This is a genomic window from Novosphingobium sp. FG90, assembly GCF_057808725.1.
Window position 1 is genome coordinate 1 of sequence record NZ_JBMDIO010000020.1, and the last position, 18,331, is coordinate 18,331.

The 18,331-nt window shown below is 61.0% G+C and carries 14 protein-coding genes and 3 pseudogenes; 5 read left to right on the plus strand and 12 right to left on the minus strand.

Going from position 1 to position 18,331, the window contains the following annotated elements; translation table 11 throughout:
• Window positions 1-102: 102 nt before the first annotated feature.
• Together ACODRZ_RS16890 and ACODRZ_RS16895 are read right to left on the minus strand one after the other, a co-directional pair.
• Window positions 103-864: an enoyl-CoA hydratase gene (locus tag ACODRZ_RS16890; RefSeq protein WP_488971874.1), complete on the minus strand. Its 762-nt coding sequence runs from the start codon at window positions 862-864 to the stop codon at window positions 103-105.
• Between the two features lie 53 nt (window positions 865-917).
• The gene (locus ACODRZ_RS16895; RefSeq protein ID WP_488971873.1) at window positions 918-2,201 is read right to left on the minus strand and encodes a cystathionine gamma-synthase family protein; all 1,284 of its coding nucleotides are present in this window, start codon (window positions 2,199-2,201) and stop codon (window positions 918-920) included.
• Between the two features lie 330 nt (window positions 2,202-2,531).
• Here ACODRZ_RS16895 and ACODRZ_RS16900 point away from each other — a divergent pair, with 330 nt between their 5' ends.
• Complete coding sequence (locus tag ACODRZ_RS16900; protein WP_488971872.1) at window positions 2,532-2,891, plus strand: cation diffusion facilitator family transporter; 360 nt, start codon at window positions 2,532-2,534, stop codon at window positions 2,889-2,891.
• Window positions 2,876-3,523 carry a cation diffusion facilitator family transporter gene (locus ACODRZ_RS16905; RefSeq protein WP_488971871.1) on the plus strand — a complete coding sequence of 216 codons (648 nt, stop codon included), beginning with the start codon at window positions 2,876-2,878 and terminating at the stop codon, window positions 3,521-3,523. Before ACODRZ_RS16900 ends, ACODRZ_RS16905 begins: the two co-directional genes overlap by 16 nt.
• Before the next feature lie 22 nt (window positions 3,524-3,545).
• Here ACODRZ_RS16905 and ACODRZ_RS16910 read toward each other — a convergent pair whose 3' ends face one another.
• Window positions 3,546-4,598, minus strand: coding sequence for an AI-2E family transporter (locus ACODRZ_RS16910; protein ID WP_488971870.1), 1,053 nt, complete (start codon window positions 4,596-4,598; stop codon window positions 3,546-3,548).
• Window positions 4,599-4,943: 345 nt separating this feature from the next.
• On the minus strand, window positions 4,944-5,351 hold the full coding sequence (locus ACODRZ_RS16915) for a MarR family winged helix-turn-helix transcriptional regulator (RefSeq protein WP_488971869.1): 408 nt from the start codon (window positions 5,349-5,351) through the stop codon (window positions 4,944-4,946).
• 90 nt (window positions 5,352-5,441) lie between these two features.
• Here ACODRZ_RS16915 and ACODRZ_RS16920 point away from each other — a divergent pair, with 90 nt between their 5' ends.
• Complete coding sequence (locus ACODRZ_RS16920) at window positions 5,442-7,187, plus strand: chloride channel protein (protein ID WP_488986213.1); 1,746 nt, start codon at window positions 5,442-5,444, stop codon at window positions 7,185-7,187.
• Between the two features lie 1,056 nt (window positions 7,188-8,243).
• On the opposite strand, the gene ACODRZ_RS16925 is transcribed toward ACODRZ_RS16920, so the two are convergent.
• Complete coding sequence (locus ACODRZ_RS16925) at window positions 8,244-8,501, minus strand: response regulator transcription factor (RefSeq protein WP_488971868.1); 258 nt, start codon at window positions 8,499-8,501, stop codon at window positions 8,244-8,246.
• Between the two features lie 488 nt (window positions 8,502-8,989).
• Between ACODRZ_RS16925 and ACODRZ_RS16930 the strand changes: the two are divergent.
• Together ACODRZ_RS16930 and ACODRZ_RS16935 are read left to right on the plus strand one after the other, a co-directional pair.
• Window positions 8,990-9,250, plus strand: a pseudogene (locus ACODRZ_RS16930) (PAS domain-containing protein); the annotation flags it as partial.
• A 102-nt stretch (window positions 9,251-9,352) separates the two neighbouring features.
• On the plus strand, window positions 9,353-11,683 hold the full coding sequence (locus tag ACODRZ_RS16935) for a PAS domain-containing protein (protein WP_488986216.1): 2,331 nt from the start codon (window positions 9,353-9,355) through the stop codon (window positions 11,681-11,683).
• A gap of 188 nt (window positions 11,684-11,871) precedes the next feature.
• Here the strand turns inward: ACODRZ_RS16935 and ACODRZ_RS16940 are convergent, their stop codons facing one another.
• The 7 genes and pseudogenes from ACODRZ_RS16940 to ACODRZ_RS16970 all read right to left on the minus strand — a co-directional run bounded on the left by ACODRZ_RS16940 (window position 11,872) and on the right by ACODRZ_RS16970 (window position 18,288).
• Entirely contained in the window at window positions 11,872-12,075 is a 204-nt protein-coding gene (locus ACODRZ_RS16940; RefSeq protein WP_488971867.1) for a hypothetical protein, read from the minus strand.
• Window positions 12,076-12,818: 743 nt separating this feature from the next.
• Window positions 12,819-13,604, minus strand: a pseudogene (locus tag ACODRZ_RS16945) (IS110 family RNA-guided transposase); the annotation flags it as partial.
• 84 nt (window positions 13,605-13,688) lie between these two features.
• Window positions 13,689-14,693: a tyrosine-type recombinase/integrase gene (locus tag ACODRZ_RS16950; RefSeq protein WP_066489027.1), complete on the minus strand. Its 1,005-nt coding sequence runs from the start codon at window positions 14,691-14,693 to the stop codon at window positions 13,689-13,691.
• Window positions 14,690-16,057 (minus strand): tyrosine-type recombinase/integrase, encoded by a 1,368-nt coding sequence (locus ACODRZ_RS16955; protein WP_313912368.1) that lies wholly within the window; start codon window positions 16,055-16,057, stop codon window positions 14,690-14,692. The genes ACODRZ_RS16950 and ACODRZ_RS16955 overlap by 4 nt, the downstream gene beginning before the upstream one ends.
• Window positions 16,054-17,283 (minus strand): site-specific integrase, encoded by a 1,230-nt coding sequence (locus tag ACODRZ_RS16960; RefSeq protein WP_066489022.1) that lies wholly within the window; start codon window positions 17,281-17,283, stop codon window positions 16,054-16,056. The genes ACODRZ_RS16955 and ACODRZ_RS16960 overlap by 4 nt, the downstream gene beginning before the upstream one ends.
• A gap of 157 nt (window positions 17,284-17,440) precedes the next feature.
• Window positions 17,441-17,695: pseudogene (locus ACODRZ_RS16965) on the minus strand (IS110 family transposase); the annotation flags it as partial.
• A 425-nt stretch (window positions 17,696-18,120) separates the two neighbouring features.
• The gene (locus ACODRZ_RS16970; protein WP_488971866.1) at window positions 18,121-18,288 is read right to left on the minus strand and encodes a hypothetical protein; all 168 of its coding nucleotides are present in this window, start codon (window positions 18,286-18,288) and stop codon (window positions 18,121-18,123) included.
• Window positions 18,289-18,331 lie beyond the last annotated feature (43 nt).

Below are 18,331 nucleotides of genomic sequence, written 5' to 3' on the forward strand. Positions count from 1 at the left end.
CCTGACGATGGCCCACGGCCACAGCCGAAATTACACCACCTTGACGGACGCGACCGTGTCGAATACGCGAAGGGCGGTGGGTACTAGGGCCGGGGGTAAGTTTCAGCTTCGCGAAACGAAGACAGGTTGGCGCTTCTCGAAGAAAGCGGCGAAGGCTTCCTGCGCCTCGGGTGATTGCATGGCATCCCGGAAAAGACCTGCTTCCTCCTCGATGCGCGCAGCCACAGCGGCCTGATCGCCTTTCATAAGACGCCGCGTGGCAAAAAGGGCCTCCGGCGGCTTGGTGGTCAAAAGCCGAGCCTTGCTCCTCGCATGGTCGAGAAGTCCATCGGCCGGAACGATGCCGGTGATCAGCCCCGACTTGTCCGCGCCTCGCGCATCCAGCGGCTCACCCAGCAACAGCATTGATGCCGCCTTGGCATACCCCAGTGTAGCGGGCGCCAGCAGGCTTGATCCCGCTTCCGGAACGATCCCGAGATTGACGAACGGCATGATGAACCGGGCATCCGGGGTTGCGTAGACGAGATCGCAGTGGAACAGCAGGGTTGTTCCCACGCCTACGGCAAGCCCCTGGACCGCAGCGACGACCGGCTTTTGGAACACGGCTATCGCCCGAATGAAATCGAAGGCGGCAGCGGCGCCTTCCGGGCCGGATACGAAATCAGCCAGATCGTTCCCGGCACAAAAGGCGTCGCCCGTTCCATGGATGAGCACCGCGCGAACATCACTTCGGTGAGAGGCGTCGGCGAGGGCGGTCGTCATGATCCCGTACATGGCGCCTGTCAGCGCGTTCTTCTTCCCGGGGCGGTCGATCTCGATTTCCAGAACGTGGCGGTCGTCGGTCACTTTGACGAAGTCCGTCATGTGCCCTTCCTTCCCATGGTTTGGGTGCAATTCTGAAACAGGCTGGTCGATGTTCAGGCCTGGTCGAGCGCCTGAGACAAATCCGCGACGATATCGCTTTCGTTCTCGATCCCGATGGACAGGCGGACCGTGGACTGCAGGACGCCGATCCGGTCCCGGATTTCCAAGGGTACGCCGGAATGGGTGGTCGTGGCCGGGTGGCTCGCCAGCGATTCCGTGCCTCCCAGGCTGACCGCGAGCTTGAAGATCTGCAGGGCATTGAGGAACCGGAAGGCTGCCGGCTGACCTCCTGCGATGTCGAAGGCGAAAGTCGATCCCGCTCCTTTGCACTGCGCCGCAAAGACGTTCGCCTGCGGTGAGCCCTCGGCATGAAACGGGGGATAGGCCACGCCTTCGACCTTGGGGTGGTCGCGCAGAAAAGCGGCGGCCACGGCAGCATTCACGTTCGCACGTTCCATCCGCAGCCCGAGCGTTTCGAGCGAACGGCTGAGCATCCAACTGCTGTACGGATCCAACTGCGTGCCGATCGCGCTGCGCAGTAGTCTGACTTCCCGCATGAGGGCCGCCGATCCGAGCGCGGCTCCTGCGACCAGATCCGAGTGGCCGCCGACATACTTGGTAAGCGAATAGAGCGAAATATCGGCGCCGTGCCGCAGAGGCCGCTGGAAGATCGGGCCAAGCAGGGTGTTGTCGCACATGAGAAGCGGGCGATGCCCCTGCTCCAGCGCGATGAGATCGCGGACCCTTGCGAGAAGGGCGATATCGACAAGGCTGTTCGTGGGATTGGCAGGTGTTTCGATGAGTATTACCGACAAGCGCCCCGAGGCGGCGGCGCTACGTGCCGCGCTGACGATTTCGCCTTCATCGAGGCCATCGGCAAACCCAACAGCGCGGATGCCCAGATTGGCGAAGGTCCGAGACAGAAGGGTCCCGGTCCCGCCATAGAGAGGCTGCGAATGCAGAATGACGTCGCCGGGTCTCGCGAACGCCAGAATGCTGGTGGTGATCGCGCCCATTCCCGATGAGAAGACCACGCCCGCTTCGGCGCCTTCGTAAACCGCCAGGCGATCCTCGACGATCTCGCTGTTGGGGTGGTTGAAGCGCGAGTAGACCAGTCCGCGACCTTCGCCGGGCGGCGGTTCCTTGCGACCGGCAACATAGTCGAAGAAGTCCCGGCCTTCCTCGGCGGTCGGGAAGACGAAAGTGGAAGTCAGGAATACCGGGGGCTTGACCGCACCTTCGGACAATGAGGGGTCGTAGCCGTAGTTCAGCATCAGGGTGTCGGGATGAAGCTGGTGCTCCCCGATGGCGGTCTTGCTCTCACGTGGTGCGGTCATTCCTGCTCTCCTCGGCTCCCCAATTTCCTGCAAACTCACCACCGGAGTGCAGCATTGTTCCCAAGGCCGCAAGTCGGTGCCGTCGATGGCTCCTCGTGGAGATCGGCAGCAACCACCCACTAAATTCGTCATGCAGTTTCGTGCGACGGGCGAAGTCTGGGGCGTGGACGCTTTCGTGGCTAACGGCGAGCGGCCTAGTCGATGCGCGACATGACGCTTCTGTTACAATGGCAAAGACCTCTCCCGAGTGCCGAACATTAGGGCTTTTCAATGTTCGGCCCGTTGCCGAACGCACTGGTTAGGACGCGACGCGCGGCCCATAGGGTCGCAATGTCTGCACATGCTTCAAAGAAAGCGCTCTACGCCGCCCTGGCCGCCAACGCCGGTATCGCTGTCGCCAAATTTTGTGGAGCTGCCTACACCGGGTCGTCGGCGATGGTGTCGGAGGGCATCCACAGCCTCGTGGATACCGGCAATCAGATCCTGCTTCTTTACGGCATCAAGGATGCGAGCCGCCCCGCCGATGCGTCGCATCCCTTCGGATATGGCTTGCGCCTCTATTTCTGGGGCTTCGTTGTTGCCGTGGCAGTCTTCGCCCTGGGCTCGGGGGTCGCGATTATCGAGGGGCCGAGAAGGGGCTCCATCCAACGCGCATCGATAATGCCTGGGTCAATATGCTCATCCTGCTAGTCGCGATCGTGCTCGAGGGGTCGTCGCTGCTTGTAGCCCTGCGCGAAGTTCGAACGGAAGCGGCCCGGCGCGGCCTGGGATTTCTGGAAACCATTCGAACCCACCGCGATCCGACAATCTTCGCCGTAGTCTACGAGGAGACAGCCGCGCTTGCCGGGCTGGCGGCGGCGCTGATCGGCATCGCGCTGGCAGTGATGCTCGACATCCCCGCCATAGATGGCTGGACCTCGATCATGATCGGCATCATCCTTGCCGTAACCGCACTCAGCCTTGCTCGCCGCTGCTACGTGTTGATGACCGGGCAGTCCGCCGATCCTGCGATCGAAAAGCGCCTCCGCAAAATTCTTGCCCTGGTCAAACCGATCGAGCAGGTCAACGAAGTGCGGACGATGCACTTCGGGCCATCGGAAGTCCTCGTTCTGGCGTCGGCCGATTTCGTGGACGATACGCTTGCCGGAACCGTGGAGCGTATCGTCTCGGATGTGGAAGACGGCATGCGCGAAGAATTTCCCGAAGTGCGCCGCGTCTACATCGAGGCCCAGTCAACCGTGCGCCACTGCGAGGCGCTGGAGGATATCGGCGAACATGCGGACGCGCTGGAGCGCGAGGAAGACGGCGAGGGTGCCTGGTAAAGGCAGTCCGCCAGCGTCGGGATCAGTTTCTTTCGATCTTCACTTCCTTGCCGAGTATGGCCTCCACGTAGATCCGCTTTACCAGCACGAAGGTGACGATCGTTAGAGGCGCGGCAAGAACCACACCCAAAGCGCCGAAAAGCATCCCGGTAGCCAGCACGGCAAAGAGGAGAACAGCAGGCGGGACATCGACCGCCTGCTTCTGGATCATCGGCTGCAGAAAATTCCCCTGAAGCTGCTGGATGACGATGAACAGGACCACGGTCCACAGCGCCGTCACCGGCGATTGCGTGAACGCCAGAAGCACGGCTGGCACGCCCGAGATCACGGGGCCGATCATCGGGATGACATCGAGCAGCCCGGCGATCACGCCGAGGCCTCCGGCTGAAGGCACCCCGAGCAGGGCGAGACCGGCCGAAGTCAGGGCAGCGACGACGAGCGAAGAAACCGCCTGCCCCTTCATCCATCCGTTCAGACCATGCCCGGCATCCTTCAGAGCTGCTTCGGTGACATGGACTGCGGTTTGAGGGATGAGCAGCAGAAGGCCACGGCGGTACACCGAGGGGTCGGCAGCGAGGAATACCGCCGCGAAGATGACGAGGACGAGGTTGGTGAGACCATTGCCGAAGGCGAGCACGTAGGTTCCTGCCTTCGAAAGTGTGCTCGAGAGCATGTCCTTGCCTTGCTCGAGCGCTCCGTTCACAGCCTCGCCAAGCCCGGCGTGGTCGAGAAATGCCTGGAGGCTGTCAACGGCGCCCGGAAGGGTCTGGCGAATGCTGTCGAACTCGCTGGCGAGCTGCGCTCCGAACAGCCCCAGAGCCCCGATGAAGATGCCAAGCAGCAGGACTACGGCGGCCGCGAGAGCCAGTGCGCGCCCGATCGGGAAGATCGCGCAAATCGCGCGCGTCAGAGCATCGAGGACGACGGCGAGAACGACAGCTGCGAAGACCAGAAGGAAGAAACTGGCCAGACGGACGAATAGGAAACCTGCTCCGACGATGGCCAGAATTGCAACCGTCGCTGTGGCAATCCTGCTGAGCGTCCAATAGCGCCCAGCTGCCGTGTTCTCATTCAAATGAAGTCCCCTTTGTCGTCCGAAAGCGGCAGAGAGGGAATAAGGGGATTTTCATGGGCAGGTTCCCATGGTTCAGCCAAGGATCCCGACGGGGTCGAATTGCGTCGATGGAATTCGAACGGTAAGTTCTGGTGGAAGGCACCTGGTATGTTGATGTCTACAAGTGCGCGTTGCTGCCGTCCCGCCGTCGACCCATGCCGATCATTCCGCCGCCAATTATCACTTACTAACTTCAGATGGTCCGCTCGCTTGCGAAGTCCGAGGAAGCCAGCGCGATCTATCTGTCAAACTTGCCCGACCAACGATGAGCGGTTCTTATCTTGGGCAATCTTGTCCGACCGCCTATCAATCCATCATCGTCCCTAGCAGGCCCATGAGCAATGGTTTGAGACGCAAGATTTCCTCCCGATGCACAGTGCTCAGTCGCGCAAGCTTGGCGTGGGCCTCCTGAGTCAGGACAAGCAGCGCGCGGCGCTTGTCCTGCGCTGATGTCCTGCGTTCGACAAGGTTCAATACCATCAGCCGGTCGACCAGTCCCGTCGCGCTATGCGGCTTCAGGATCAGCCGGTCCGCAACATAGCCTACCGTCGCCCCACCCACCGGAGCGGCCCGGATCGCGAGCAGTGCCTGATGCTGTTGCGGGGTCAGGCCACATTCGGCCGCTCGACTCTCACTGAAGGCCAGAAACTGCCGCAGGGAAAATCGGAACTCCGCCAGCGTGGCGTAATCGGCGTCGGAAAGCTCTGCTGCCATCGCACATCCCTAACGCGACGAGCTCCATTGATAAATATCGTATTGCGATATATTTGGCTAACCATCGCTTCTCTCTCGATCGGTCCCGCCATGAAACGTTTCGCCGCTCCTCCCACGCCCCGCCGCCTCGCCGACCACAGTGCCGATCTGCGTATGCTGATGCTGGCCGCGGCGGCCGTGATCGTGGGAACGGGCAGCGCGATGGGGGCATGGCTGTTACTCCGGGCCATTGCCATCGCTACCAATCTGTTCTGGTTCGGTCGCCTCTCCGCCACTCCGTCGGAGATCAGCGACAATGCGCTGGGCCTCGGGCTGGGTGCCATTCCCATCATCGGCAGCCTGATCGTCGGCCTGATGGCGCGCTATGGGTCAGACAAGATCCGGGGCCACGGAATCCCAGAGGCCATCGAGGCCATTCTCTATGGCGAGAGCCGCCTGTCGCCCAAGGTCGCGCTGCTGAAACCACTATCCTCCGCCATATCGATCGGCAGTGGCGGCCCCTTTGGCGCGGAAGGGCCGATCATCATGACGGGTGGCGCCATCGGATCGCTGTTCGCCCAGCAGTTCGACCTGAGCGCGGCGGAGCGAAAGACCCTGCTCGTCGCCGGTGCCGCAGCGGGAATGACGGCAATTTTCGGCACGCCGGTCGCCGCCCTGCTGCTCGCCATCGAAGTGTTGCTGTTCGAGTGGAAGCCGCGCAGCTTCGTGCCGGTCGTCATCGCAACGCTTGCCGCCTTTCTCTGGCGTCCATACCTTATCGACAGCGGGCCGCTGTTTCCCGTCATTCACCACGTGCTGCTCGGTCCCGTGACTATCGCTATTGCTCTGGCTATGGGGGCTCTTGCGGGGTGTCAGGCTTCGCTCCTGTCCCTCCTTCTGTACCGGGTGGAGGATATGTTCGGCCGTCTGCCGCTCCACTGGATGTGGTGGCCGGCTATCGGCGCCGTGTCGGTGGGGATTGGCGGGCTGATCGATGCCCATGTGCTTGGCGCGGGCTATGAGAGCATCCGTGCTCTGCTCGACGGGTCGATGGCGTTGCGGGTCGCTCTCGCTCTGCTGGTGGTGAAGGCGGCGGTGTGGCTCATCGCCCTGGGATCCGGCACATCGGGTGGTGTCCTCGCTCCGCTTCTGATGCTGGGAGGAGCATTGGGTTTCGTGATCGGCCATTTCCTGCCCGGCGGCAGTGCGTTATGGGCGCTGGCGGGCATGGCCGGGACGATGAGCGGAGCGATGCGCGCGCCTTTGACGGCGGCGCTGTTCGCGGCGGAACTGACCGGCGATTTTGCAATGCTGCCGCTCACCGTCGCTGCGTCAGTGGGCGCCTATGCAGTCAGCGTGCTGCTGATCCGCCGCTCCATCCTGACGGAGAAGATCGCGCGGCGCGGACGGCATGTGCTGCAGGAATACAGCGTCGATCCGCTCGACTTCCTTCAGGCCGAGCAGGTGATGACACCCGATCCGGAGACGCTGTCCGGTGGACTGTCCCTCGCCGGGGCGATCAACTTCTTCGCGACGGCAAAGCATCGCAGCTATCCGGTGGTTGATGCGAAAGGATGCCTGATCGGCCTCGTGTCCCGCTCCGACGCGCTGCGGTGGCAGATGGAGGAGAACGCCCCGATCAAGGCATCTCTTGCGGAGGTTCTGTCGGACGTCTCCCTGCCCTTTGCCACGCCGCAAAACCCCATCAGCCAGATTGCGGACATGATGGTCGACAGCGGTATCGGCCGTATCCCAGTCGTAGATCCGGCAACCTCGCGGCTGGTGGGCATATTGAGCCGTCAGGATCTGCTGAAGGTGCGCCATGTCCACCGCGCATCCGAATGGAAGAGGCGGTGACCGAACCTCCTCAGTCGTTCATCGGATGAATTCGTAGGCTTGGGAACAGACCAAGCGCTTTATCTTTGCGATATGTGGGATGTGGTATGAATATCTCCGAAGATATCTATCTTTTGTAGGCGTCTTCGCTCGGATTCAGCGACCACTCCCCCGTCGTGCAGTTTTCCGGATTGAAAGGAGCGACGGTGCGCATAGTCTGAGCGGGTTCGCCGGGCATAGTGGCGCGAAACCTGACCATAGCGGCCCAACCCCCGTTAAGCTTCGGTTGATCAACCGTGAGATCTATGAACTCGAAGCCACTGCTGCCAAGTGGCAGACCGGCGCTAATCCGCAGCAGCAAGTCGCGCAGGAAGGGGGAGTGGCGGGTGCGGCAGATATCATTGGGCTCGGTCGCAGTAAGGTCTGCCGCTCCAATATCGTAAGTAGTGGGTGTCGGTTTAGGGTGTGGGGCATATGGGTCGAAGAAACAATCCGTGCCTCAAGAACGAGGTGGCTCCGCGCCCCGGGGATGGCGCGGAGCCGAATACGGAACGCACCCATGACGGCACCTACATACGGTATATTGAATCTAAAACCCGATCAACGCGTTCGTGCTATCGAGTAGGAATTCCTGTCAGCCTAAGCGGCGAACCTTTCGAAAGACCTTTATGCTGATCGACAATAGGCTAGCCATGAAGCCTAAAAGGGTAAGGCGAAGTTGGCCGCGATCATTGCTCTGAATTTCGCCAAGCCTTGTGCGAGGTGCTCGCCGAGTGTGTCGACTGTGCCTTGGCGAACGTGGCACGACGGGGCGATGATGATGGTTGTGGCGCGTAGATCTGCCATCCCCGAAAGGTGTACAGCAAAAGAAATATCAACGCGCGGTACGAAAAGCGCAGTGATTATGGGGCAATGGCACTGATGGTCCGGACCGCGGCGGTAGGGCTCGGTGCAATAAACCAGAATTGGCAGGCAATTTTTACCTTTCGTTACTTGAGGTCAGCGAATTCACTGGTAGAGGCGATCGCGGGCGACGGCGAGGGCGCGATCACGCCACCCGTCGTCCATCGGCCTTCATCAGATCAGTTGTGCAGTCAGGACCTGTGCGATCATGTGCGCGCGGTTTCTCGACCGCGTCTTGAGCCGCACGTTTTCGACATGGCGTTCGACCGTAGAGGGTGCGATCTTGAGGCGCAGCGCGGTTTCTTTGGCGGAAAAACCATCTGCCACGTGACGGATGACGTCGGTCTCGCGCGCTGTCAGCGCCAACAATCGAGATGCTTGTGTGTTGTACATGAGTCGCCCCTCACTCTGTGGAGGAACGATTGTGCGCACAAAATCAAATACAGGATATCAGTATTTTTTCCAGTTAAAGCCAAGGCAAGGATATCGAACCGGAATCCGCCGATAAGATTATAGATATTGGCAATCGCTCCCTGACAAAAAGCACCACATCGCCGGGGAAGAGATATGTTCAAATCGACCTTTGTTAAGTTCGCGTTCCCGAAATTTGTTGAACGCGCAATCATGATACCCGGCTTTGATTGAGAAACCGCTGTGCGCCCTTTTGGCTTCAGGGCATTTTCCGGCCAGTAACATTCCGCTTCCAAATCGATGGCCTGCGCCCAGCTTCAACTGGATCGCGCCTTGCCTCGCAGATATACAGTCGCGGGCATCAGGAGCTTAAGGCATTGGACTCAACCGGAACCGAGGCGAAGATTATCGACGACCTGCAGGCTATCGTCGCGCGCTCGCGTCTGGACGCAGACCGCCTCAAGCTCGCACTCGCGGCCGGCACTATCGTCGGGACCTGGTTCTGGGATGTGCCCGCCGACCGTTTCACGGTCGATGAGCCTTTTGCCGAGGCGTTCGGTCTCGACCCCGCCCTGGGGCGGGACGGTCTCAGTCTCGAGAAGATCGTCGAGACCGTCCATCCCGAGGACCGCGCCGGCCTCATCGCCGCCATTGAGGAAGCGCTCGCGAGGGGAGGCCGCTATGCCCATCAGTACCGCGTCTGCCGCACCAATGGCCAGTATCACTGGATCGAGGCCAACGGACACGTCGTCCATGATGAAGGCGGCAAGCCCATAAGCTTTCCCGGCGTGATTATCGATATCGGAGAACGTCGCCGTATCGAGGCTGAACGCGACAGCGCGCGGGCGCTGCTGACCAATTTCGTCGATGCCATGCCCGGCGTCGTCTACGCCAAGGATCGCGAAGGCCGGCTGATGATCGGCAACCATGGTACGAGCGAACTCATCGGCAAGGCGCCCGAGGATTTTATCGGCCGCACCGACCTGGAGGTGCTCGAGGACAAGCAGCAGGCCGCCATGGTAATGGCGACCGATCAGCGGATCATGGCCAGCGGCCGTTCCGAACAGGTCGAGGAGGATGTGAATTTTCCCGATGGCCGGCGTGCCATCTGGCTGTCGACCAAATCACCGCTGCGGGATGCCGATGGTGCGGTAGTGGGCCTTGTCGGAACCTCGCTCGATATCACAGAGCGCAAGGCCATTGAGGCCAGCCACCGCGAGATCGAGGAGCGCTACCGGCTCGCCATCGGTGCTACGAGCGACGTGATCTGGGATTGGCGTCTCGCCGACGGCCACGTCGTCTGGAACGAGGCACTGGCGACACGCTTCGGGCATGCACTGGAGCAGACAAGCGCACAGTGGTGGCTCGACCACATCCACCCCGAAGACCGCGCGCGGATCGAGGCCAGCATTCATGCGGTGGTCGATCATGGCGGGACCAGCTGGACTGACGAGTATCGCTTCCAGCGCGCTGACGGCAGCTACGCATTCGTGCTCGATCGCGGCGCCGTGCTGCGCAATGACGATGGCGCTCCCGTTCGCATGATCGGCGCGATGCTCGATCAGACCGAGCGCAAGGCGGCAGAGGCCGCGCTCGCCGAAAGTGAAGAGCGGCTTCGTCTCGCGACCGAAGCCTCCGATGTCGGCCTCTGGGACGTCGACATCATAAAAGATGTGTTGATCTGGCCGGCCCGCACCAAGGGCATGTTTGGCATTTCGCCCGATGTGCCGGTATCGATGCGCGACTTCTACGCGGGACTGCATCCTGACGATCTCGATGCGACCAGCGCGGCATTCGCGGCGGCCTCCGATCCCGATCAGCGCGCGCTCTACGATGTGGAATATCGAACCGTCGGCAAAGAGGACGGGATCATCCGCTGGGTCGCGGCCAAGGGTCGCGGCGTGTTCGAGGAGGATCGCTGCATCCGCGTGGTCGGCGTTGCGATCGACGTCACGACGCGCAAGGCTGATGAGGCCCAACTCTTAGACCTTAACGAACGGCTCGAACTGCGCGTTGCCGAGGAGGTCGCCGAGCGGACAAGAGCCGAGGATGCGCTACGCCAGAGCCAGAAGATGGAAGCCGTCGGTCAACTCACCGGCGGTATCGCGCACGACTTCAACAATATGCTTGCCGTCGTTGTCGGGTCGCTGGACCTGCTGACCCGGCGCATGGGAGAGGCCGATCCCAGGGCCCGGCGCTATGTCGACGCGGCGATGGATGGCGCGCGGCGCGCGGCTCAACTCACCCAGCGCCTTCTCGCTTTCTCGCGCCAGCAGCCCCTCAAGCCCGAGGCGTTAGACGCGAACAAGCTGGTTGCCGGCATGTCCGATCTGCTTCGCCATACGCTTCCTGATATTCAGCCCGAAACCGTGCTGGCTGGCGGGCTGTGGCGAACTTTCGCCGATCCCAACCAACTCGAGAATGTCATCCTGAACCTCGCTGTCAACGCGCGAGATGCCATGGCCGATGGCGGGAAGCTGACGATCGAAACCGCCAATTGCCATCTCGACGTTCGCTACGCCGCCGGCCATCTCGGTGTACCGGCCGGGCAGTATGTAATGATCGCTGTGAGCGACACCGGCAGCGGCATGCCCGAGGAGGTCATTGCCAAGGCGTTCGACCCCTTCTTCACCACCAAGGAGGTCGGGCGCGGCACGGGTCTTGGCCTCAGCCAGGTCTACGGGTTCGTCAAACAGTCGGGCGGACATGTGAAGATCTATTCCGAGGTCGGCCAGGGGACCACGGTGAAGGTCTATCTGCCCCGTCTCATGGGCGCAGTCGAAGACGTGGAGAGCGCCCAGACGGACGACGCGCTGCCGATGGGCGAGAGTCAAGAAGTGATCCTCGTTGTCGAGGATGAGCCGGGTGTGCGCCAGTTCTCGGTAGATGCTCTGAGTGAGCTTGGCTACCGGGTGCTCGAGGCCGATGGGGCGGCAGCCGCACTCAAGCTGATCGACGCCCATCCCGAAATCGCGCTGATGTTCACCGATGTTGTCATGCCCGAGATCAATGGTCGCAAGCTTGCAGACGAGGCACGCCAGCGGCGTCCCGACCTCAAAGTTCTCTTTACCACCGGCTATACCCGCAACGCCGTCGTCCATAACGGCGTGCTCGATCCTGGCGTGCATCTGATTGGCAAGCCCTTCACGGTCGAGGAACTGGCGACGGCAGTGCGTCTCGTGATCGAAGAAGACGTCGAATAGACTTTTTAGGCGCGGTACCTACTCTACCGGTGGCTGGTCCTACGATCGCCGATTTCGAGGCAGCCGATATCCATAGGGCGTGGCACGAGTGGTGCGAGTTGGTCGGGAGCCGACGGCGCGTGAATGTGGGCTATCCAAAACGCGCGGCTGCAGGCCGGCGGTTCGTCTATCGGCCAAAAGGCGTGAGGCTACGGGTTCGCATTTGCTTCGCGCATGAGCGCAGACAGCTGCTTCTTGAATGATTGCCCGTCGAAGTGCGCATCGATCTGCGTAAAGCCCTCCTGCGCCAACCGCGAGCGCAGATCCTTAATGGATACGCATTGGCCTTCACGGGCGAGTTCGAAGGCACGAACCGGTAAAGTGGTCTCGGGTGTCAATATCTTCTCCAGCATCGATCGTGCTTGCGCTTGCCGAAAAGCACTTCCGTAGCAGCTAAGATTAAACCCTCGGGAAGCGATTAAGTTACATCACATCGCGCCAGATTGAAAAGTTGTGAGTGCAGCAGCGGATTTCCGCACACATCACCGTGTTAGCCCGGGGGGGACATGAATGGCCAACCTCCGACGTCAGAGATCTGTACAGCCAGCTGTAGTTGGTCCCTGGATTTATATGGTACGCCATTGGTGGAAAGCGTTGGAAGCCCTTCTGACCAACCGAAGCGCAGGTGGCGGCTATGCGTCTGATCCTGATATCGGTACCCACAACACCGACCTCTCGACCTTCATGATCGACACCATCAATTTGACGATCGTCGGTCTTCATGCGCGGCGGTCTGCCGCGGCTTCCCGGGCGATTGACCGGTTCCGACGCCAATGGACATTCCAATGGCTGCCCCAAAACACATCGAGGGGTCGGAAGCTGGTGCCGCTGAAATGTCGTCTGTGGACGCCCCCAAAGAAGCAAGCGTTAAATGAGAGGTGGTACGTAGTCAGGTGCTCTCGTCTGTCCGGCCTCTGAGTGCAGCATTATGCTGCGGGCCAGTATGGGAGTTCGCGGACCGGATCCAAATCGGCTTAGCGCGCTTGGTTAGCGCTTCGACATTCCCTGGTTTTCCGACCCCGTCTAACTGACAGTTGTGCCATACCCTCCTTCGACCGCCTACGTCTCCGACGACCTCAGGTCTGTTGTCGCAGCATCACGCGGCGACAGCGACCGGAGCTTTGTAATCCTCCTGCTTTGTCATGAGCGCCCAGGCAATGCGCGCCATCTTGTTGGCGGGCGCCACCGACACGAGCATACGCGGTTTGCGGGCCAACATCCCTTCCAGCCACGAACCTGCCGGCGCTCCCCGCACGGTTGCCTACCGCACGACCGCGCTGCCGCCGATAATAAGCAATCGCCTGATGGTCCGCTCGCCCATCTTCGATATCCTGCCCAATTTCTGCTTGCCACCGGTTGAGTGCTGAAGTGGGGCAAGGCCCAGCCACGCAGCAAAATCGCGGCCTTTCGTGAACGACGCCGCCTGAGGCGCTAGCGCCACGATAGCAGTTGCAGCGATCGGCCCGATGCCAGGGATTGTCATGAGTCGGCGCGCAACTTCATCTTCACGTGCCCGGCGCGCGATCTCCTTGTCTAGGCCGGTAATCCGATGATCCAGTTGGTCCAACATTTCGGTCATGACCCGCAGCATGGCCCGGGCGGGCTCGGGTAGAGAAGAAGCCATCTCATCTTCATCCAGCAAATCCGCTAGCATTGTCGCCTGGGCTACGCCGCGCGGTGCTACCCAGCCGTACTCCGCGAGATGACCACGCAATGCGTTGATCAATTGAGTGCGTTGACGAACCAGCAAGTCACGTGTCCGAAAGACCATGCCGGCAGCCTGTTGTTCCTCGGTCTTTATTGAGACGAACCGCATGCCTGGCCGCTGCGCCGCCTCACAAATCGCTTCCGCATCGATCGCATCGTTCTTGTGTCGCTTCACTAATCACGAGGTCCCCATAATGCGGAGGAACGCGGCCTGATTGGCGGATTTTCGCCTTTCTGGGCCATGCTCCTCCTCATTATTTCAGAGCTTGTCGAGCCAGGCGAGCACGCTTGCATCGCGTTTCCAGGATGGTTTGCCGCCAGGTGTGGTCGGAGCGGCGACCTGTTCCAGGGCTTTCCGCTTCGTTTCCAGATTGGCCCTGGCATAGTGGTTGGTTGTATCGAGGCTCACATGGCCGAGCCAGCTGCGTATGATTGTAACGTCGACGCCCGCCGAGATGAGATGCACGGCGGTGGCGTGGCGGAAGGCATGTGGCGTCACATGCTTGGCACATAGCGTTGGCATGGTTTCGGCCGCAGACCTCACGTAGGCAGCAAGCTTGAACCGAACCCCCGAGGCACTGAGGGGTTCGCCATAGCGGTTGACGAACAGCCGCTGGTCAGGCGCCCGTGGCTGCCGCTCGAGCAGTTTGCGCAACAGCAGGACCGTTTCCGGCCATAGCGGGCAGATGCGTTCCTTCCGCCCCTTGCCGGTCAGACGCACGCAGCTCGGGCTTTCGAACCGGATCGCCTCGGGGCATAGATCTAGCGCTTCCTGTATCCGTGCGCCGCTGTTGTAGAGGAACGAGAACAGCGCATGGTCGCGCGCACCCTCAACGGTCGAACGGTCTGGCTGAGCGAGGATCGCCGTCACTTCCGCCGGATCCAGATAGCTCGGCGCCGACACGGGAGCACGCTTGATCGGGATATGGAGGATTTCGACGCATTGGGCGATCGACGCGGGATCCTTGGTGGCCACGAAGTGGAAGAAGCTGCGGATCGCGGCAAGCCGGCAGTTGCGCGTGCCGATTGTGCCGCCGCGTTCATGTTCGGCGTGGCTGAGGAACGCAATGACGGCGCTGGCGGTCAGATCGGCCAGCGTGATAACCACCACCTTCTTTCCTGCACGCTGTGCGACGAACCGCAGCAACAGCCGCCAGGTGTCACGGTATGAGCGAACCGTATGGATGGACGCGTTGCGCTGCTCGACCAGCCATTCGTAGAAGAACGCGCGCAACAGTTTCGGGAACGGGTCGGCTTTGCTCATGGCTGCGCCTCCCGCCCCAGGCTGAGGCATTGTGCGCCCATCGTGCGGAACCGCTCGTTGGCGAGGTGCAGCAACTCCTGCGTGACCGTAATGTAGACCAGCGTGGAGTTGATATCCCGATGGCCGAGGTAAGTCGCAAGGAACGGCAAGCGCTCCTGCGGATTGATGCCCGTTCGGTACCATTCGAGGATTCTGTTCACGACCATCGAGTGGCGCAGGTCATGCACGCGCGGGCCTGCTTTTCCTCGCAATGGTTTCAACCCGGCGCGGCGTATGACGTCGGAGAGCAACCAGGTGATCATTTCCGGGGTGTAATGGCCGTCGCCTCGCTCGTGCCAGAACAGACCCGACCGTGCGTCCTGTGATCCACCGGCACGCCGGCGCGCATCGATGTAGGCCCGAAGCTCGACTACAACGCTGCCCGGTAGTGGCAAAATGCGGGTCTTGAAGAACTTGGTCTGCCGGATGGTAATGCTACCCGCGTGCAGGTCAACATCACCAAGATCTAGACGGGCAAGCTCACCGCGCCGCAAGCCCGCGCAATAGGCGAGGAGCAGCATGGTGTACATGCTCTGTGGGCGAAGTGGTGCCTGCGGCGACGGGTAGTTACGTGCGATCTCGAGCATCCGCCGAACGTCGGCAGGCGAGTAGATATGAGGCGTTCGCCATTGCTTGGAGGCCTCCTTCCTCGGTCTCGGGTCAGGTCGGCGCATGGGTATCGACGGGTCGCGGTGACGCAGGATTTTCGCAAAGACGCGCGCGAGCTTTTCGCATTCCTCAGCGTGATGAAGCGTGCCATTCGTTGCTGCCCATCGATCCATCATGGAGCTCAGCGGCTCGGCTTCCGGTCCCGGATGCAACTGGAGGAACCGGTCGAACCGCAAAAGCAACTGGGGCTGCGATGTGTATTTGTATCCTCTGCGCCGCATCATCGCGACATGCTCGGCCATTATTTCGCCCAGCACGCTTCCGAACGGTCTGGGCTGGCGGAGTTCGGCAAGTGCCTCTTGCGGATTCCGCGACGCCAATGCCCGCCAGATCGGCATGCACTGCTTGATATTGCACTCATCGCGCAGAGCGGCGACGGGATTGCGTTGGATCGCGCCGATTTTCGCCAGGCGTTCGAGGAACCGGTCAACGATGCGGGTGCGGTGCAAGAGCGTGGACGGCGCTCGACGAACGGCCGATTCTCGTAGCCAGGCCAGCAGCACTTCCTGATCCAGTGCCTCGTAACGTTCAGCGACATCCTGCAAGCCATGCAAGACCTGGGCATAACCGGCTCGGCTTTTCGTGCTGCGCAGATCAAGGCTCGCGACATAGCGGCCAATGATCGCTCGGTCGGGATCGGGCCAGCGTGCGGTCATGCCACCAACTCCATTCCCGGCACGTCTAGCGCGATGGCCCTGAGGTCTTCGGTAGCAAGTTTGAGATAGGGAGCCGTCGATCCTGTCGAACGATGTCCCAGCACGTCGCCGATGACCTTTTGAGGCACCGCGGCGCGCAGCATTTCGACCGCGCGCGCATGACGGAAGATGTGGGGGCCGCACTTACCAGGCGGTTGAACGCCAGCGTCACGGAGCCGCCGCCGAACCATGCTGTATAGCTTATCGAGCTTTCGGTAGGGCGCGCGTGTACGAACGAAGATCTCCCTGGCATCGGTCGAGGGGCGCCCGGATCGCAGATAGGCGAGCACCGCTTCGCCGACCGGCTCAAGAAGGGGCAGGAATGTGCTGGCTCGCGTCTTGTGGTGACGCACATGGATGGCTTCCGTTCGCCAGTCGATGTCCTCGATCCGGAGATGGCGGATTTCACCTGACCGCAGACCATAGGCTGCGAGGAGTTGCAGGATCGCATAATCCCGCAACCCCGCCGGTGACTTGTCCTTCTCGGCACTCTCCAGAACGGCGATGATCTGCCCACGGCTCAGGACCGAAGGTACGCCTTCATATGCATAAAGCGTCGGCGCCAGCACATGCCCTGACAGATCCGTCGTAACGCGACCTGTGATATGGAGGTAGCGCAGCAACGAGCGAAGCCGCTCTGCCACAGACTTCAGCGAACAGCGCGTCAGTTTCGGCGCGCGCAAATCCATATAACGGTCAACGTCAGTGACGCTCAGATCCGCCAAGCCGTCGTTTCCGCAATCGATCTGCCAAGCCAGGAAGTTCCGGGCTTCCCACATCAGCGCTGCGACGCTCGCGCAAGCCATCCCGCGTTCCTCACGCAGCCAGATTTCGTATTCGTCACAGATTGAAAATCGGACCTCATCGGCCTCACAGGCTGGCTTGATGGCTGGCGGCCATTGGCCGTGAACAAGCCGCATCAGTGCGTGAATTCCGGAGCGTGGGACCTCGTGCCAGCGCGCACTGGGACGTCGACCACGCTGCTTTTCGAACTGGACGATTGCGTGCCGCAGATATCGTTCCACATGCACGTCGATCACGCCCGTGACGGGGATACCCCGCTGCTCCAGATAATCGAGAAATCCAGAAGCGTAGGCGCAGTAATTCCTCGCCACCACCGGGCTGTATCGCTGACCGATAAGCGACGACTTAAGTGTGGCGATTAGTTCGTGATGTTTATCCGACATTGGCGGCTCCTCTGCTGGTCTATTGACCCGCAGAGGTTCGGCGCCAAATAATGCGAAGCAAGTCGATCCGAAAACAACGAAAATCCGCCAATCAGGCCGCGTTCCTCCGCATTATGGGGACCTCGTGATTAGTGAAGTTATGCTCACCTCGCCATAACTTCACGAAGGGCTTGACGTAGGTCGGCGGAATAAGCCGGACCTCATGCCCAAGTTGGGCCAATTGTCGCGCCCAGTGATGGGCGCCGCCGCATGCCTCCATCGCGACAAGGCAGGCAGGTTGGTTAGCAAAGAACTCGAGCAGCTTGCTGCGGCTCAGTTTGCGGCTGAAGACTGTCTCGCCCCGCTCGTCGGCACCGTGTGCGTGAAACGAATTCTTGGCGATATCCAATCCGATTGTGATAACCTCCGACACGGACGCCTCCTTCAGTGGTGTTCAACACCTCCACTATGGCACATCGATGCCGTCGGGGGGCGTCCACCCCATCAGCTATATCCGTCACCCGGCTCCAACTCAGTCAATCGCCTGTCAGCCACAGCATGGCTTCCTGAAACTCAGGCACTTAACCGTCCCCAACTCGTTATCCTTTGCACAAGCGGGGCTGGGCGAATTGCCCAGTGCCTCGCCTAGGAGCATTGCCCATGACGCTTTCGCCGCCGCTACTTTATTCCCCCGAAATCGAGACGTTGCAGGATGACGAGGGCGAAACGCTTGCCTCGATCAATGCTTCTTTCGACAAGATCCTTCAGACTACTTATGAAGATTATGGCCGCGCCGTGCGCGCGGTCCATGCCAAGGCGCACGGTATACTTGAAGGTACGTTCACCGTGGCCGAGGTCCTACCGCCCGAACTGGCGCAGGGGCTCTTCGCAATGCCGGGCAGCTATCGCGTCTACTTGCGCATCTCGACGAACCCCGGCGATATCCTTGACGATGCCGTGGCACTGCCGCGCGGTCTGGCTCTCAAGGTCCTGGATGTTGCGGGCGAGCGCCTGCCCGGTGCGCAAGGATCCACACTCATGCCGCCTAGCGCGTCTTGGGCAGTCATGA

Excerpts from the sequence above, each read along its gene's own strand:
- ACODRZ_RS16890 (WP_488971874.1), bottom strand. The coding sequence starts at position 864 with ATGACGGACTTCGTCAAAGTGACCGACGACCGCCACGTTCTGGAAATC.
- ACODRZ_RS16895 (WP_488971873.1), bottom strand. The coding sequence starts at position 2,201 with ATGACCGCACCACGTGAGAGCAAGACCGCCATCGGGGAGCACCAGCTT.
- ACODRZ_RS16900 (WP_488971872.1), top strand. The coding sequence starts at position 2,532 with ATGTCTGCACATGCTTCAAAGAAAGCGCTCTACGCCGCCCTGGCCGCC.
- ACODRZ_RS16905 (WP_488971871.1), top strand. The coding sequence starts at position 2,876 with ATGCTCATCCTGCTAGTCGCGATCGTGCTCGAGGGGTCGTCGCTGCTT.
- ACODRZ_RS16915 (WP_488971869.1), bottom strand. The coding sequence starts at position 5,351 with ATGGCAGCAGAGCTTTCCGACGCCGATTACGCCACGCTGGCGGAGTTC.
- ACODRZ_RS16920 (WP_488986213.1), top strand. The coding sequence starts at position 5,442 with ATGAAACGTTTCGCCGCTCCTCCCACGCCCCGCCGCCTCGCCGACCAC.
- ACODRZ_RS16935 (WP_488986216.1), top strand. The coding sequence starts at position 9,353 with ATGCCCGGCGTCGTCTACGCCAAGGATCGCGAAGGCCGGCTGATGATC.
- ACODRZ_RS16940 (WP_488971867.1), bottom strand. The coding sequence starts at position 12,075 with ATGCTGGAGAAGATATTGACACCCGAGACCACTTTACCGGTTCGTGCC.
- ACODRZ_RS16950 (WP_066489027.1), bottom strand. The coding sequence starts at position 14,693 with ATGAGCAAAGCCGACCCGTTCCCGAAACTGTTGCGCGCGTTCTTCTAC.
- ACODRZ_RS16955 (WP_313912368.1), bottom strand. The coding sequence starts at position 16,057 with ATGACCGCACGCTGGCCCGATCCCGACCGAGCGATCATTGGCCGCTAT.
- ACODRZ_RS16960 (WP_066489022.1), bottom strand. The coding sequence starts at position 17,283 with ATGTCGGATAAACATCACGAACTAATCGCCACACTTAAGTCGTCGCTT.